This is a genomic window from Limnothrix sp. FACHB-1083, assembly GCF_014696485.1.
In the GTDB taxonomy this organism is placed as follows: Bacteria; Cyanobacteriota; Cyanobacteriia; order CACIAM-69d; family CACIAM-69d; genus CACIAM-69d.
Window position 1 is genome coordinate 182,760 of record NZ_JACJQD010000003.1, and the last position, 13,169, is coordinate 195,928.

At 55.6% G+C, this 13,169-nt stretch carries 11 protein-coding genes and 1 pseudogene; 7 read left to right on the forward strand and 5 right to left on the reverse strand.

Annotated features, from left to right (window positions below; genetic code table 11):
- Positions 1–123: 123 nt before the first annotated feature.
- Positions 124–1,134: an NAD-dependent epimerase/dehydratase family protein gene (locus H6F46_RS04990; RefSeq protein ID WP_190353802.1), complete on the forward strand. Its 1,011-nt coding sequence runs from the start codon at positions 124–126 to the stop codon at positions 1,132–1,134.
- A 167-nt stretch (positions 1,135–1,301) separates the two neighbouring features.
- Here H6F46_RS04990 and H6F46_RS19125 read toward each other — a convergent pair whose 3' ends face one another.
- Positions 1,302–1,445, reverse strand: a complete 144-nt coding sequence (locus tag H6F46_RS19125; protein WP_190353803.1) for a hypothetical protein — start codon at positions 1,443–1,445, stop codon at positions 1,302–1,304.
- Between the two features lie 662 nt (positions 1,446–2,107).
- On the opposite strand from H6F46_RS19125, the pseudogene H6F46_RS19760 reads away from it, so the two are divergent.
- From H6F46_RS19760 to H6F46_RS05005, 4 genes and pseudogenes are all read left to right on the forward strand, one after another.
- Positions 2,108–3,109, forward strand: a pseudogene (locus H6F46_RS19760) (cache domain-containing protein); the annotation flags it as partial.
- 159 nt (positions 3,110–3,268) lie between these two features.
- On the forward strand, positions 3,269–4,114 hold the full coding sequence (locus tag H6F46_RS19765; RefSeq protein ID WP_370567091.1) for a sensor histidine kinase: 846 nt from the start codon (positions 3,269–3,271) through the stop codon (positions 4,112–4,114).
- Between the two features lie 262 nt (positions 4,115–4,376).
- Entirely contained in the window at positions 4,377–5,747 is a 1,371-nt protein-coding gene (locus H6F46_RS05000; RefSeq protein WP_190353805.1) for a DUF4912 domain-containing protein, read from the forward strand.
- 889 nt (positions 5,748–6,636) lie between these two features.
- On the forward strand, positions 6,637–7,059 hold the full coding sequence (locus H6F46_RS05005; protein ID WP_099532853.1) for a hypothetical protein: 423 nt from the start codon (positions 6,637–6,639) through the stop codon (positions 7,057–7,059).
- A 520-nt stretch (positions 7,060–7,579) separates the two neighbouring features.
- On the opposite strand, the gene H6F46_RS05010 is transcribed toward H6F46_RS05005, so the two are convergent.
- The 3 genes from H6F46_RS05010 to glmU all read right to left on the reverse strand — a co-directional run bounded on the left by H6F46_RS05010 (position 7,580) and on the right by glmU (position 10,188).
- On the reverse strand, positions 7,580–7,717 hold the full coding sequence (locus tag H6F46_RS05010) for a photosystem II reaction center protein K (RefSeq protein WP_099532854.1): 138 nt from the start codon (positions 7,715–7,717) through the stop codon (positions 7,580–7,582).
- Between the two features lie 461 nt (positions 7,718–8,178).
- Complete coding sequence (locus H6F46_RS05015) at positions 8,179–8,397, reverse strand: hypothetical protein (RefSeq protein ID WP_099532855.1); 219 nt, start codon at positions 8,395–8,397, stop codon at positions 8,179–8,181.
- Between the two features lie 435 nt (positions 8,398–8,832).
- Positions 8,833–10,188, reverse strand: coding sequence for a bifunctional UDP-N-acetylglucosamine diphosphorylase/glucosamine-1-phosphate N-acetyltransferase GlmU (gene glmU / locus H6F46_RS05020; protein WP_190353806.1), 1,356 nt, complete (start codon positions 10,186–10,188; stop codon positions 8,833–8,835).
- A gap of 646 nt (positions 10,189–10,834) precedes the next feature.
- On the opposite strand from glmU, the gene H6F46_RS05025 reads away from it, so the two are divergent.
- A complete protein-coding gene (locus H6F46_RS05025; RefSeq protein WP_099532858.1) occupies positions 10,835–11,212 on the forward strand; it encodes a phasin family protein in 378 nt (125 codons plus the stop codon).
- On the opposite strand, the gene nrtS is transcribed toward H6F46_RS05025, so the two are convergent.
- Complete coding sequence (gene nrtS / locus H6F46_RS05030; RefSeq protein ID WP_190353807.1) at positions 11,209–11,571, reverse strand: nitrate/nitrite transporter NrtS; 363 nt, start codon at positions 11,569–11,571, stop codon at positions 11,209–11,211. The two genes, H6F46_RS05025 and nrtS, sit on opposite strands and share 4 nt — an antisense overlap.
- Before the next feature lie 227 nt (positions 11,572–11,798).
- Here nrtS and H6F46_RS05035 point away from each other — a divergent pair, with 227 nt between their 5' ends.
- Positions 11,799–13,100, forward strand: a complete 1,302-nt coding sequence (locus H6F46_RS05035; protein ID WP_199291397.1) for an HhoA/HhoB/HtrA family serine endopeptidase — start codon at positions 11,799–11,801, stop codon at positions 13,098–13,100.
- The last annotated feature ends 69 nt before the right edge of the window (positions 13,101–13,169 follow it).

Consider the following 13,169-nt stretch of genomic DNA (forward strand, 5'->3'; position numbering starts at 1 on the left):
CTAAAACACCGTTGAGGGCTACGGCCCAGCGATCGCCCGGGAGCAACCGGCTCGATCGACCCGAGAGCTGTTGATGACCCTCCACAGGCGACGCAGGCCGTTGGTCTAGTACAATCAACGGCTATGCGAATTTTGATCTTGGGCGGAACAACCTTTCTGGGGCGGCATCTGGTAGATGCGGCCGTGGCTCGCGGCCATGAGGTCACCATCCTGACTCGGGGGCGGCGCAACCCGGAACCCTTCCCAACAGTGGAGCGGCTGGTGGGCGATCGGCTCACGGATGACCTGGCCGCCCTGAGCGATCGCACCTGGGACAGCGCGATCGACACCAGCGCGATCGTGCCCCGAGCCGCTCGCTATACGGCCGCCCGGCTCCAGAATGCGGTGGGTCACTACGTCTACCTATCCAGCATTTCCGTTTACGAAGATTTTGGGTTGCCGGGGATCACGGAAAACGATCCCCTGAGATCGCCCCTCTTGGATGACCAAGCCTCGATCGAAACCGGCGATGACTACGGATCCCTGAAAGCGGGTTGCGAGCAACTGTTGGCCGAGACCTTTGGCGATCGATTGTTGGTTGCTCGCCCCAGCTTGATCGTGGGGCCCTATGATCCCACCGATCGCTTCACCTACTGGGTGCGTCGCCTGGCCCAAGGGGGTGACGTGTTAGCCCCATCGCCACCGGAACAGTGGGTACAACTGATCGATGCCCGTGATTTGGCTGCTTGGCTAATCAAAACCTGCGAAACCCAGCGATCGGGGGTTTACAACGTTGGCACTGCCGAAAAATCCCTCACCCTAGACAAAGTGTTGGATGAATGCGCCCGAGTCACCCGCAGCGATGCGCTGATCGATTGGGTGCATGAGGACTTTTTACTAGAGGCGGGGGTTGCGCCCTGGACAGAGCTACCCCTTTGGATCCCCAGCAAGGAAGCTCCCATGCGCGGCTTCACCAGCATGGATACTCGCCGGGCGGCGGCCGCTGGTCTGAAATGTCGCCCCCTGGCGGGCACGGTGCGCGATCTGTGGTCTTGGGATCGATCGCGCCAAGCGGATTTAAAGGCGGGTCTTTCGCCGGAACGAGAGCAGCAGCTTTTGGCACAGTGGCGCGTGAACCAAGCTCGCTGGTTGTAGCGGTGTGGATGGGCGGCTGAGTACAATCGGCAGCCAAGGAGCCAGGTATTCGGCCGATTTTGCTGCCAAATCATGAAATTTTGCGATCAAATTTCGCGGTGCAATTTGCGGTGAAATTGTGCAGTCAAATTTCGCAATGCGGTTTTACCGCCCCAACGTTGGCCGGGCTAGGTTTTGGTGTCTGCCTGTTGATGGCGCTGCCTGTTGATGGCCTTGGGTTGGCGATCGGTTCTTGACCCTTGACCCGATCGCCCCCGTAATTTGCCCCCCGTAATTTGCCTACCGTGATTTGCCCACCGCGATTCGCTCACTGTGATCTGGATCGCCTTGGGGATCTGGATCAGTCACGCGGGGGCTAGAAAGCAGTCACCCAAAGACCTTGAGCCGATCGCCCCCGCAAAACCAAGGAATCACGACCGGAGGGGAGGGCGATCGCTGAATAGATCGGTAATTCTGGCAATCATAACGAAGAGAATTCACCCACCCGTCTGACCTCCATCGATCGGGCGCGTGAGTTCAACTCCCCGCATGGCCCACGGGGCAGCGGGGTCTAGCGCCACGCCTCTGATCGCTTGTTGATTGCTTGTTGATCGCTTGGCGTTAGGCGTTTCAAGCAATTGCAAAATTGCCCCTTGATTTAACCGCTGTCGCCGGGGAAGCATCGCCGTCTAGACCCAACTTTGAGCCAATGATTGCGAAAGTCCCCACAACCCCCAATTCCATGGAGCCTTATTTTCGCCCTCCCGATATTTCTGCCCGGGCCAAGCGGCGATCGCTGGCTTGGGTGCTAACGTTTCCGTTTGTGAGCCTTTCCTGTGCGGCGGTGGTGGTGGCCGGGGCCCTGTCCCTGTGGGCGGGAGAGCAATCAGTCCAAGAGCTGTCCGATCGCCTGCACCTGCAACTCCGGGAACGGATTCGCGGTGGCCTAGCCCAATACTTTGAGCAACCCAAGCGGGCCACCCGGCTGTTTCTGATGGCCCTCAACTCGGAGTTGGTCTCTCCCCAGAATTTGCAACAGGTGGGGCAATATAGCTGGCAATTACGCCAGGCCTTCGATGCCAGCTACATCAACTTCGGCTTAGCCACGGGGGAGTTTGCAGGCTCCGGGGTGGGGCGGGATGGGCTGATTGTGGGGGAGCGATCGGCCGCCTTGGGTTGGCGCTATGAGGAATATCGGGCCGATCGGCTGGGTCGTCGCCAGCAACGGCTGGGGGTGTATTCCTATGACCACCGCAAAGAACCCTGGTATCAGGCGGCCATTCGGCGCAACCGTCCTGGCTGGAGTGCCATTTACGCTTGGGATAGCACCCCAGAGTTTGTGTCAATTAACTACGCCGTTCCCTTTCGCGATCGCCGTGGCCAACCGATCGGGGCGATCGGGGTTGACCTGTTGTTGGCCCGCATCAGCGCCATGCTCAAGGAGTTGAACGTTCACCCAGAATTAACCATCACCATTCTGGAGCGCAACGGAAACTTGGTGGCTAGCAGCAACGAGCAACCCCTGTTTGTGCTCAAAACGTCCGAACAGGGATCAACCCTGGAGCGGATCACTGCCCGCACCAGCAATGATCTGCGATTGGTCGCCGCTTTCGATCATTTGAATCAAAAAGGCGGTTTGGGGGCCGTGGTTAGTCCCCTATCAGAAACCTTCCAGGTCGATCACCAAACCTATCTCCTCTGGACTTCCCCTTGGCGGGATTCCGATGGCCTCGATTGGGTGATTGTGGCCACTGTGCCTCGATCGGCCTTCATGGGGCAAATTGAGGCAAATCGCCGCGTCACAACCCTGCTCTGCGGTTTGGTGATCGTCCTGGCTGTGTTTCTGGGCCTGGTGATGGCGCGTCGTTTGGGGCGGCCCGTGCAGTCTCTGGCCGGGGCGGCTGGCCAGTTGGCGGCCGGTCAGCTTAACCACCGAGCGGAAACCTTTGATATTCGCGAATTGGATGAGCTGGCCCAGGCCTTTAACCGCATGGCCGACCACCTCCGCAATTCCCTGATTGCTCTGGAATCTGCCAATCAAACCCTAGAAAGTCGGGTGACCACAAGAACGGCCGATTTAGCCCAGGCCCTTGAGGATCTCAAAAGTGCCCAAGCCCAACTGATTCAAACTGAAAAGATGTCCAGCTTGGGGCAAATGGTGGCGGGCATTGCCCACGAAATCAATAATCCCGTTGCATTTATCCATGGCAACTTGGGGGTATTGCGGCAATACATTGAAGAACTCACGGATTGTTTAGCCCTGTTGGGACTCACGCAATCTGGAGCAGGATCAGAGGCGATCGACCCGGCAGCCAATGCCACCATCGACACCGAGGAATTAACCTTTGTGCTGGATGACTTGCCGAACCTGATTCAATCCATGGAGGAAGGGACTCGACGGATTCAGGAAATCGTGCAGGGCCTGCGTAATTTCTCACGTTTAGATCAGGTAGATCTCAAACCCGTGAGTTTGCACGATGGCCTCGACAGCACGTTGCTAATGTTGTCTCATCGCCTAAAGCGGTATAGCGATCGCCCAGAAATTCGCATCGTTAAGCAATATGGCGACCTACAGCCCGTTTGGTGCTATCCCGGGCAGCTCAACCAGGTATTCATCAATCTCCTCAGCAACGCGATCGAGGCCCTCGATCAGGCCTGGCAGCAGCAGATGGCTCAACAAAGCTCAGGAGAAACTGCCCGGTGGACACCCACCATCACCCTGCAAACGGTGGCCCTGAAAACCGACCAGGGCCCCCAAGCGGAATTGGTCATCCAAGACAATGGCATCGGCATTTCCGAAACCATTCGCCATCGGTTGTTTGATCCCTTCTTCACCACCAAGCCGGTGGGCAAGGGAACCGGCCTAGGGCTAGCGATCGCCTATCAAATCGTGGTCGATCGCCACGGGGGCCAAATCAACTGTGAATCGACCCTGGGGCAGGGAACCACGTTTCGGCTGCGGTTGCCGGTGGGGCAGCCAGCCGCTGACCCGATCGCGTAGGGCCCCTTCTCAATTCGGATAAGTCAAGAAAACCTGACATTTTCTGAAGTGGGTTTTGCACATCCGGATCAATATGTCATGAAATCTTGATATTAAGCTTGATCGCCCTCGACGGGTGGGGATCGAGTTCAGTAGGATAACGGCCATCAAGAGCTGAGATTGGGATCGCCCATCCCAAACCGTGCCCAAGGCATCATTGCTGCTATTGACGTGCGATCGCCCTTTGATGGCCTGCCCTATACGCTGAGGAGCTTTCGAGTTGATGAGCGCGCCCAAAGAACGTCCACCCCTAGAGGAAATGACACTGCGCCAACTGCGCCGTGTTGCCAGCGAGTTAGGTATCTCGCGCTATAGCCGAATGCGGAAAGATCAGCTTTTGGCCTCCATTCAGACCAAATCGGCTGGTCTGCCGGCATCTAGCCCTACGCCACCCACCGCCCCGCCAGCCATCGCCCAAGTTATTCCCGTTCGTACCATTGAGGCCCAAGAAGCTGTGGAAGCTGCAAAATTCGACCTCGGACAACCGAACAACCTCGCCGACCTCTCCGAAGAGCTGATTTTGGATCCGGAAACTCTCTCCGGTGTTGATGAAGGATTGCCCGACCTGCCCGGTGGCTATGGCGAAAGTCGGATTCTTCTGTTGCCTCGCGATCCCCAATGGGCCTACACCTATTGGGACATTCCCAACGAGCACAAAGCTGAGTTGCGGGCCCAAGGGGGTCTTCAGCTTGCGTTACGGGTTTATGACGTGACCGATTTGGACTTGAGTGTCCAACGGGCCCACACGGTTCAAGAGTTCCCCTGCGATGAATTGGCTCGGGAATGGTACTTGCCCATTCCGATCAGCGATCGGGACTACGCGATCGAAATTGGTTACCGCTGCGGCGACGGCCGGTGGCTCGTGCTGGCGCGATCGGCCCCGGTTCGGATTCCGCCCGTGTATCCCTCCGACTGGATCGAAGACGTATTTGTAACCGTTGATTGGGAACAGGATCTGCGCGGCACCACCGTGGCCACCCTGATTCCTCCCGCCCAAAAAGCCGCCCAAGCCGCCGAAAACGCCATTTACCAACAGGTGTTTGGAATGGCCGCCGGAGTCGAAGCCATGCGTGTGGCCGGTTCCCTCTTTGGTTCCATGCAGCATGTGCCCGGTTCCGTTCCCGCAGGCTCGATCCAGCACCTGGGCGAGCAAGCCATCAGCTCCTATGTCTTCCCCTCGGGCGTGGGCATGTGGGCTGGTGCAGTGGGTGCGCCGGGTCTGCCGGGGGCGCTGTCGGCCTCGGGGATGGGCATGTCCGGTGTGGGCATGATGATGTCCGGGATTGGGTTTGGGGCTTCGATGCCGCCCATCCGCCCGCGTCAATTCTGGCTGGTGGCCGATGCGGAACTGATTGTTTACGGAGCCACGGAACCCGATGCCACGGTGACGATCGGCGGACAACCGATCAAACTGAATCCCGATGGGACATTCCGCTTCCAGATGTCCTTCCAAGACGGCACGATCGATTATCCGATCATGGCAGTGGCGGCCGATGGCGAACAGACGCGATCGATTCACATGAAGTTCGAGCGCCAAACGCCCGCCCGCAACACCAACAGCAAGGAAGAAGCCAAGTTAGAGTGGCTGTCTTAAGGGCAAGCTAATCTTGCGCCAATCTCATGTCCGTTTTGAGCTGGTTTGCATTCTTTGATTCAACCAGTTTCTAAACAGTTGTTACTTGGTGCTGGAGTTCTTGCTCGCGTCCATTAACTCGTTCTAGTTCCTCGGATCGCCCATGACCTCGTTGCAGGTCTGGGCGATTTCTGATGTTTGCCAAATTAGTTGTTCACAAAAATTTAAAAATCCATAAAGAATCTACAGAAAATCGCTGCATGATTCATACAAAGTCATTCATTAATCGTCACTGATCAATGGTTGCGACTCAACAGTCGTGACTCAAAACACGATTAGAAACATGATTAGAAACAAATCAAGGCAAACGGAAACAAGGCAATTGTCAACTATGATGCAAAAGCAGGAAAAGCGTAATGATTTTTTATCGTATTTTCACATCGTTATTTGATAATTCGTCATCCTTTTGAGTCTAATTAGGTCTGATATTGAAGATTTTTGACAAAACCGGTGTTTCAACGGAAAGCCCTAAAATCAATTCGTATTCTGGAAGTATATTGATGGGCAGAGCAACGGGGCATAGCTAGCGAGGCAATCATCCTCATCACTCACTGCCCGATCGGGTGCATTTTTAAACCGGACTGAAAATTCTGCTCCAACCCCAGGAGACCCTTAGCCAGCGCTCCGATGGCTCAACATCAACTGGATCAACATCAACAAACGCGATCGGCCCCACGGCCATAACTCAATCGTCAGGAAACAAACAGCCCAATAACCCCGATTTCAATCGCTGAGTGGAGTTGGTGTTGGATTGGAAAGTGTGCCAAGACCCGTGATGCGGCTTCAGGGTGAATGCTGAGACTATGGAGCGATCGCCTCAGGGAAAGTTTTAGCGGGGAGGATTGGGGCGATGCAAGGATGGGTGGAAATGTATCAACAAATTGCACAGGTTTTGGGGGCGATCGGGGGGCGATCGGGGCGTTGTCCCGGATTGGTCATTGATAGCCAAATGGTGCGCGATCGCCTGAGTTCCGTAAACACAATGCTGATTGATCTATTGCAGTCCTTAATTTTGGCCGCCAGCTTGGGTTTTCTGATTCCCGTGGCGGGTTTGGGCATCTTGCTGCTGGCGATCGGGGTTTGGGTTTACGTGCCGGTTTTGAATATGATTGCGGCCACGACATTGCAGCACATCATTTTATTTTTAACTGTTTTTGGTAATGGCTCCCCCATTCAAGGCACGTTGGTCATTGGGTTGGCCTGTAGCTTTGTTTGCGTTTTATTTGATGCGTTTGTGTTTTATCAATATCGAAACCTGCGCCGAGAAGGATAAGAGCCGAGAAGGATAAGATTTGGGGGCAAGTTTCTTCTAGTTATTTTCCCTAGCAAGATTTCCTGGAAATTTGCCCTAGCTTAATCCTGTGGCTACCGGACTCTAGGGATCAGAAACCACCGCTTGATACTTTCGTGGTGAGAGCTTCAGCCTGCCAGCGCAATTCCAAAGTGATTCCAGAGCAATTCCAGAGCAATTAACTTGGATGTTGGCAGACACAAAAAAAGCGCACGATCGTACGCCTTTTTGGTCAGAAGATAATGAAAATCTGAGTTGATCTAATTCAGGAAAGCTGCGTTGAACTGAGCTGAATCAGTGGGCGATCGCTCCCGATCGCGCGCTCAAATGTCCAGTCGTTGAGCCAAAACCTAGACAGGAAATCTCAGGTCATTAAGCTCAGAGCAACTTAGAGAAACTCAGCGAGGCTGGGACAGAATTGGACGCTTTTGGACAATTTTGGATGAGGACGGGGTTCAACAGGCTGGTTTTTAGCCTAGGCCTAGCCGAAAGGTGTCGTGCTTTAGCGGAAACCAACAGCAGCTTGCCACACAAAGGCCAGCGCCAGGAACAGCAAAGGGATAATCGGCAGAACGTCAACCAACGGCGAGAAGGCGGAGTAAGCTTCGGGCAACTTGGCCAACAGCAAGGCGGCTTCCATTGTGGGTATCCTCTCCAACACGAATTTTATTAAAAGCTGCCGAAAATTTTATCAGAAAACAGGGGTTCCAGCCCCGCCCTTTTGGGGCTGCAACGATCGCCGCCTGTCCACCACAATTGACCGCTGGCCGATCGGGATCCGATTCTGAGCCAGGAGAAACCGGAAAAACACGAAAAAAGCGCCGGCTCTGTCGGACGGCGCTTTAGCTGTGCTGAGTGTGCTTTAAGGGCTTTCGGCATCTCAGGGGTTGCCTAGAAACCGCACTGAGATGCAAAAGCGGTGTGGATTTGACTGGCGCGATCGCGAGGGAATTGTGATGCTTCAGCCCGATCGTTGGAGTTGTTGCCCTTGGGTGGATGGCGGCCAAAGGGGTTGACCGCCGACCCGAAACGATTGCTGTGACTGAGTTTGAGGAGATCAAGGTAGCCTTCAGGATTGAATCCTGTAATCTGCTGACCCCACTACACCAGTGTGGACAAATCGTTCACTATCTCCACCCGCCCACGACGAATCGATCGCAAAAGACGATCAATAGAGGCTCGTTCCTCTTCCGTGATCGAGTCGTCCAGGAGCGCTGCGAGCAAGCCGTAGCGATCGGCGAGGGTGAGGCGACCGGTCGCCGTCACTTGGGCAAATAACTCGGACAATGCAAAGGGCAATAGTCGAACGGGCGGTTGCATAATTCACCCCTGCATCGACATTCGCAGTCGAATCTACGTTTCTAATATGACGCTTTGGGTGCGCTGGCCAGGTGATTCACCCCAGTAAGAAAGCGTGATCATTGCGGAAGATCAAGGCGATCGCAATAGACCGTATTCTGTGATACAAATCTTTACTCGCTGCGATCGAGATCGTCATCAGGCGTGCATTGTGTCACTGAGCTTCTTCAAGTCCGTCAGCGACGGGGCTTGCGCCAAGCTGCTCTCGAAATGGCGATGCTCCAGGTATTTTTTAGAGAAAAAGCCATTCTGAGTCGGTAATTTGGCAGATTTTTCTAAAATTTTCCTTAAATCACTCTGAAAATCATTCTGAAAAAACATCGGGCGCTAGGAACTGCAACAGTTCGATAGCGCCCGATGGGAAGAGGTTCATCAACAGCTATTTGGAGTACGCGCCTAGTCGGCACTGGGCAAGCGCCAACCGGGTTTGACGACTTGGCGCGATCGGGCAATCACCAAGGCATCGTCGCTCACGTCTTCGGTGACCGTGGAACCGGCGGCGATCGTCACGTCTTGGCCAATGGTGACGGGAGCCACCAGCACTGTGTTGGCACCGGTTTTGCTGCGATCTCCGATCGTGGTGCGGTGTTTGTTCACGCCGTCGTAGTTCGCCGTGATCGTTCCTGCGCCGATGTTGACCCGATCACCCAAGGTGGCATCACCCAAATAGGACAGATGGGAGGCTTTGGTGTTGCTGCCCAATTGCGCATTTTTCAGTTCCACGAAGTTCCCCAGGCGACAATCGGGGCCCGTGCTGGCATGGCCGCGCACATGGGCAAAGGGCCCCACTTGGTTGTTAGGGCCAATTTCGCTGTCGGTGACCACGGAATAGAGCACTTGGCAGCCGTCCCCGATCGTGGCGTTTTCAATCAGTGAGCCGGGGCCGATTCTGGCTCCGGCTCCGATCGAGCTGTGGCCGCGCAGATGGGTTTGGGGTTCAATGATCGCATCAGGGCCGATGGTGACCGTATCGTCGATCGTGATGCTGCTGGGATCAATCAGGGTCACGCCCGATCGCATCCATTGCTCCTTGGTGCGTCGTTGCAACACCTGGGCCGCCGCCGCCAGTTGCACCCGATCGTTAAATCCCCAAATTTCCTCCGGATCGGCCACATCCAAAGCCATGACCGGATCCAAGGCCCCGATCGCGTCGGTTAAATAATATTCCCCTTGGCTATTGTCATTTTTGAGCTGGGGTAAAAAAGCCGCCAATGCCGACCAGCGAAAACAATAAATTCCGGCATTAATTCGGCAATTTTGGCGTTGCTCGGGGCTGCAATCTCGGTCTTCAATAATTTCTTGGACAATCAAATTTTGATCACAAAAAACGCGACCGTAGCCCTGGGGATTCGCCAGTTGTGCTGTCAGAATGGTGGCAGAATTTTGGTGAGTTTGATGAACTTTCAGAAGGTTGGCTAGGGTTTCTGGGCGCAAGAGCGGCACATCCCCATTCAGCACCAGCAAATCGCCTTCATAGTCCGCTAAAGGAGCGAGTAATTGTTGAACGGCGTGGCCGGTTCCTCGTTGCTCCTGTTGTTCCACAAATTCCATTTGTGGCCAGGCGGCCAGGTGCGATCGCACTAAGTCTGCTCGATGGCCAACAATGGTCAGGCATCGATCGACCGATAATTGAGACAGGCTATCCAAGACTCGGGCGATCGCGCTTTTGCTCCCCAATTCATGTAACACCTTGGGTAAATCAGATTTCATGCGCGTGCCTTTACCGGCCGCAAGAATCGCAACGGCAACCACAGGAATTTCCTCAAAAAACAACAAGAAAGAGCAACAGAAGAAAACAGCGAAAACAAGCAGCGAAAACAAGCAGCAAAAACAAGCCATTTCGCCAGCAAATTGCTCAAGCAAACCGGGCCAGCAAGCGGAGCCAGTGACCAGAGCAAACAGGGCAGACGATCGCCCATTCAGCCGCAAAACCGCCGGGCGAACAAGCGTTTTGGCCATCCCTGGCAATTTTGACCAGGAATCGATCGTGTTCAACAACGCTCTACAAGTATCTCTCTACCCGTATCGATACCAGTATCGATGGATGATTTATGGATGAAGATGATCCTGATGATCCTATAGGTGATTGATCGTGATCTATCGATGAGCCAGACAACGATCCAGGAATGATCCAGACAACAAGCCAGACAACAAGCCAGACAGCAAGCCAGCCAACCATTGCCGCTTGCCCAATCTCGACAACACCATAGCCGTTGATTTGCCCTGAATTTACCCGAAATTCGCTGGAAAGAACGGCGCGATCGGGGAACTCCCGCGCTAGGCTGGATGCGAATCCTTGGCGGGTTTGCCCCGGTGCTGGGCCCTTGGGCTTTGGCTCCGGTCGCCGCTCGATTTTGCCCATCCGTTCGATCGACCCGTTTTCTCAGGAGCAAGCAACATGCCTGACTTCGGTAACTTGGTGCAAAAAGCCCTGTATTTGGGTGTTGGCCTTGCCAGCTATGCCGGTGAAAAGGCCAGTGAAACCTTCACCGACTTGCCCAGCAAACTGCAACAACTGGCCGATGAGATGGTGGCAAGAGGCGAGATGTCCACCGAAGAAGCTCGCCGCGCCGTGGAAGCCCTGATTCAACAATCCCAAGACAGCGCCCCCAGCCGCGAACCATCCGCCGGCCAAGAGCCGCGCCGCATTGAAATTTTGGACGCGGAAGTGAGCGCAGATCCGGCCAATGGTGGGGCCAATCTGGATGCCATGCGCCAAGAAGTGGAACGGCTCCAGGCGGAATTGCGACGGCTGCGGGATCAGGCGGGATCCTAGTTACCGTTGTCCTCGCGCTCGGCCATGGGCGATCGCCCCAATTCCCGCAGGGTGGAAACGGAAGCAAAGGTGGCCACCAAATAGGGAACCATGTAAGTTAGCCCAATTTTGGCGAGGCGATCGGGCGGACAGTCGCGCCGCAGCAGAGCATCACCGTGATTAATGCCCACCAAGATCGTGCCCACAAACAGCGAGGTACGCAGGGCCCGCTGCACCACGGAGCGCTGGCGGGCCAACAGCCACCAATCGGGCCCACTAGCAGGCAGCTTGGGGGAAGCGGGAGCCTGGGGTGGACTCAAGCGGGGCGATCGGGGATGGGCGGATGGTTCAGGTTGCGGGGGAGATACCAAAGGAGCCATAACGTCAGCGGATAAGAACCCAAAGTAGGAGATCTGGACAGCGAGATCCAGCAATCAAGATCCAGCAATCCCCTCGTTATCATGGCCTAACCGTGGCTCTCCGCTGGCCCAGCATGAACCATTTGCCGCGCAAGCGTCATCACCGCGTCATGTCTGTACCATAACCCCGTCAAACAAGCTGACTAGATTGGGGTCAAACAGGCCAGAATGGATAAGGACACAGCCCGATGACGTTTCGACTGCCGAAAGCTGCCATGACATCTCCCAACGATCGCCCCGATCGGGTGCAATTTCAAAATCCCCCCAATCGTTCCGGCGGCGGATCGAAGGCCCTGCTCTACGTTTCCCTAATCCTGTTTGGGGCGGGGGCGGCTTTGGCAGGGGTGCGGATGGTGTCGCCTAATGCTTGGGGAATTTTAGCCAATGGGGGCGAGCTGGCCTCCCTACCCAACACCAGTTCCGTGCCGGTGTCGCTGCCGTTGGGATCTGCCGCCAATGCCAACAACCCTGGCAACTTCGTCACCACCGTGGTCAATCGCGTGGGGCCAGCCGTGGTGCGCATTGACTCCGCCCGCACCGTTCGGAACGAAATTCCCGGTGAATTTAGCAATCCCTTTTTCCGTCGCTTCTTTGGAGAAGAAGGGCCCGCCCCCCAGGAACGAGAAACCCGTGGCTCTGGTTCGGGCTTTCTGGTGACCAATGACGGCAAAATTTTCACCAATGCCCACGTGGTGGAGGGAGCCACTTCAGTGACCGTGACCCTAAAGGATGGGCGCAAGTTTGACGGCAAGGTGGTTGGGGCGGATTCCCTGACGGATGTGGCGGTGGTGCAAATCAACGCGAAGGATTTACCGACGGTTAACTTGGGCAACTCTGACCAGTTGCAACCGGGACAATGGGCGATCGCGATCGGGAACCCCCTGGGGCTGGACAACACGGTCACCACCGGAATTATTAGTGCCACCGGGCGATCGAGCAATCAGGTCGGCGTACCGGACAAGCGGGTGAACTTCATCCAAACCGACGCAGCCATTAACCCCGGTAACTCCGGCGGCCCGCTGATCGATGAGCGGGGAGCCGTGATTGGCATGAACACGGCCATCATCCGAGGGGCCCAGGGGATTGGCTTTGCGATTCCGATCAATCGGGCCCGCCAAATTGCCGAGCAACTGGTGGCCAAGGGCCGGGCAGATCACGCCTTCGTGGGGGTGCGGATGGTGAAGCTCACGCCCGAACTGAAGCAGCAGATCAACGAAGACCCGAACAGCAACGCCAAAATCGAACTGGATGCGGGGGTGCTGATTGTGCAAGTGATGCCCCGATCGCCCGCTGCGGAGGCGGGTTTGCGCCCCGGAGACACGGTGTTTCAGATTGATGGCAAGGTGGTGGAAGATCCCAGCGAAGTGCAGCAAATGGTGGAAGCCACGGGCATAACCCGTCCTCTCACCTTTGCCATCAATCGCAACGGACAAAACCTGTCATTACAGGTGAAACCCCAGGTCATGAGTCCCGATCGCGCCAATGAGTGATGGGCAAGCGGTGGGATAACGGGCGATCGAGTTCTTGATCCAAGATTGCTCGATCGCCCCATCTCTGCC

What these genes read in the sequence shown, in the direction of transcription:
- H6F46_RS04990 (WP_190353802.1), top strand. Translation starts at nt 124, where the DNA reads ATGCGAATTTTGATCTTGGGCGGAACAACCTTTCTGGGGCGGCATCTG.
- H6F46_RS19765 (WP_370567091.1), top strand. Translation starts at nt 3,269, where the DNA reads ATGGTGGCGGGCATTGCCCACGAAATCAATAATCCCGTTGCATTTATC.
- H6F46_RS05000 (WP_190353805.1), top strand. Translation starts at nt 4,377, where the DNA reads ATGAGCGCGCCCAAAGAACGTCCACCCCTAGAGGAAATGACACTGCGC.
- H6F46_RS05005 (WP_099532853.1), top strand. Translation starts at nt 6,637, where the DNA reads ATGCAAGGATGGGTGGAAATGTATCAACAAATTGCACAGGTTTTGGGG.
- H6F46_RS05010 (WP_099532854.1), bottom strand. Translation starts at nt 7,717, where the DNA reads ATGGAAGCCGCCTTGCTGTTGGCCAAGTTGCCCGAAGCTTACTCCGCC.
- H6F46_RS05015 (WP_099532855.1), bottom strand. Translation starts at nt 8,397, where the DNA reads ATGCAACCGCCCGTTCGACTATTGCCCTTTGCATTGTCCGAGTTATTT.
- H6F46_RS05025 (WP_099532858.1), top strand. Translation starts at nt 10,835, where the DNA reads ATGCCTGACTTCGGTAACTTGGTGCAAAAAGCCCTGTATTTGGGTGTT.
- nrtS (WP_190353807.1), bottom strand. Translation starts at nt 11,571, where the DNA reads ATGGCTCCTTTGGTATCTCCCCCGCAACCTGAACCATCCGCCCATCCC.
- H6F46_RS05035 (WP_199291397.1), top strand. Translation starts at nt 11,799, where the DNA reads ATGACGTTTCGACTGCCGAAAGCTGCCATGACATCTCCCAACGATCGC.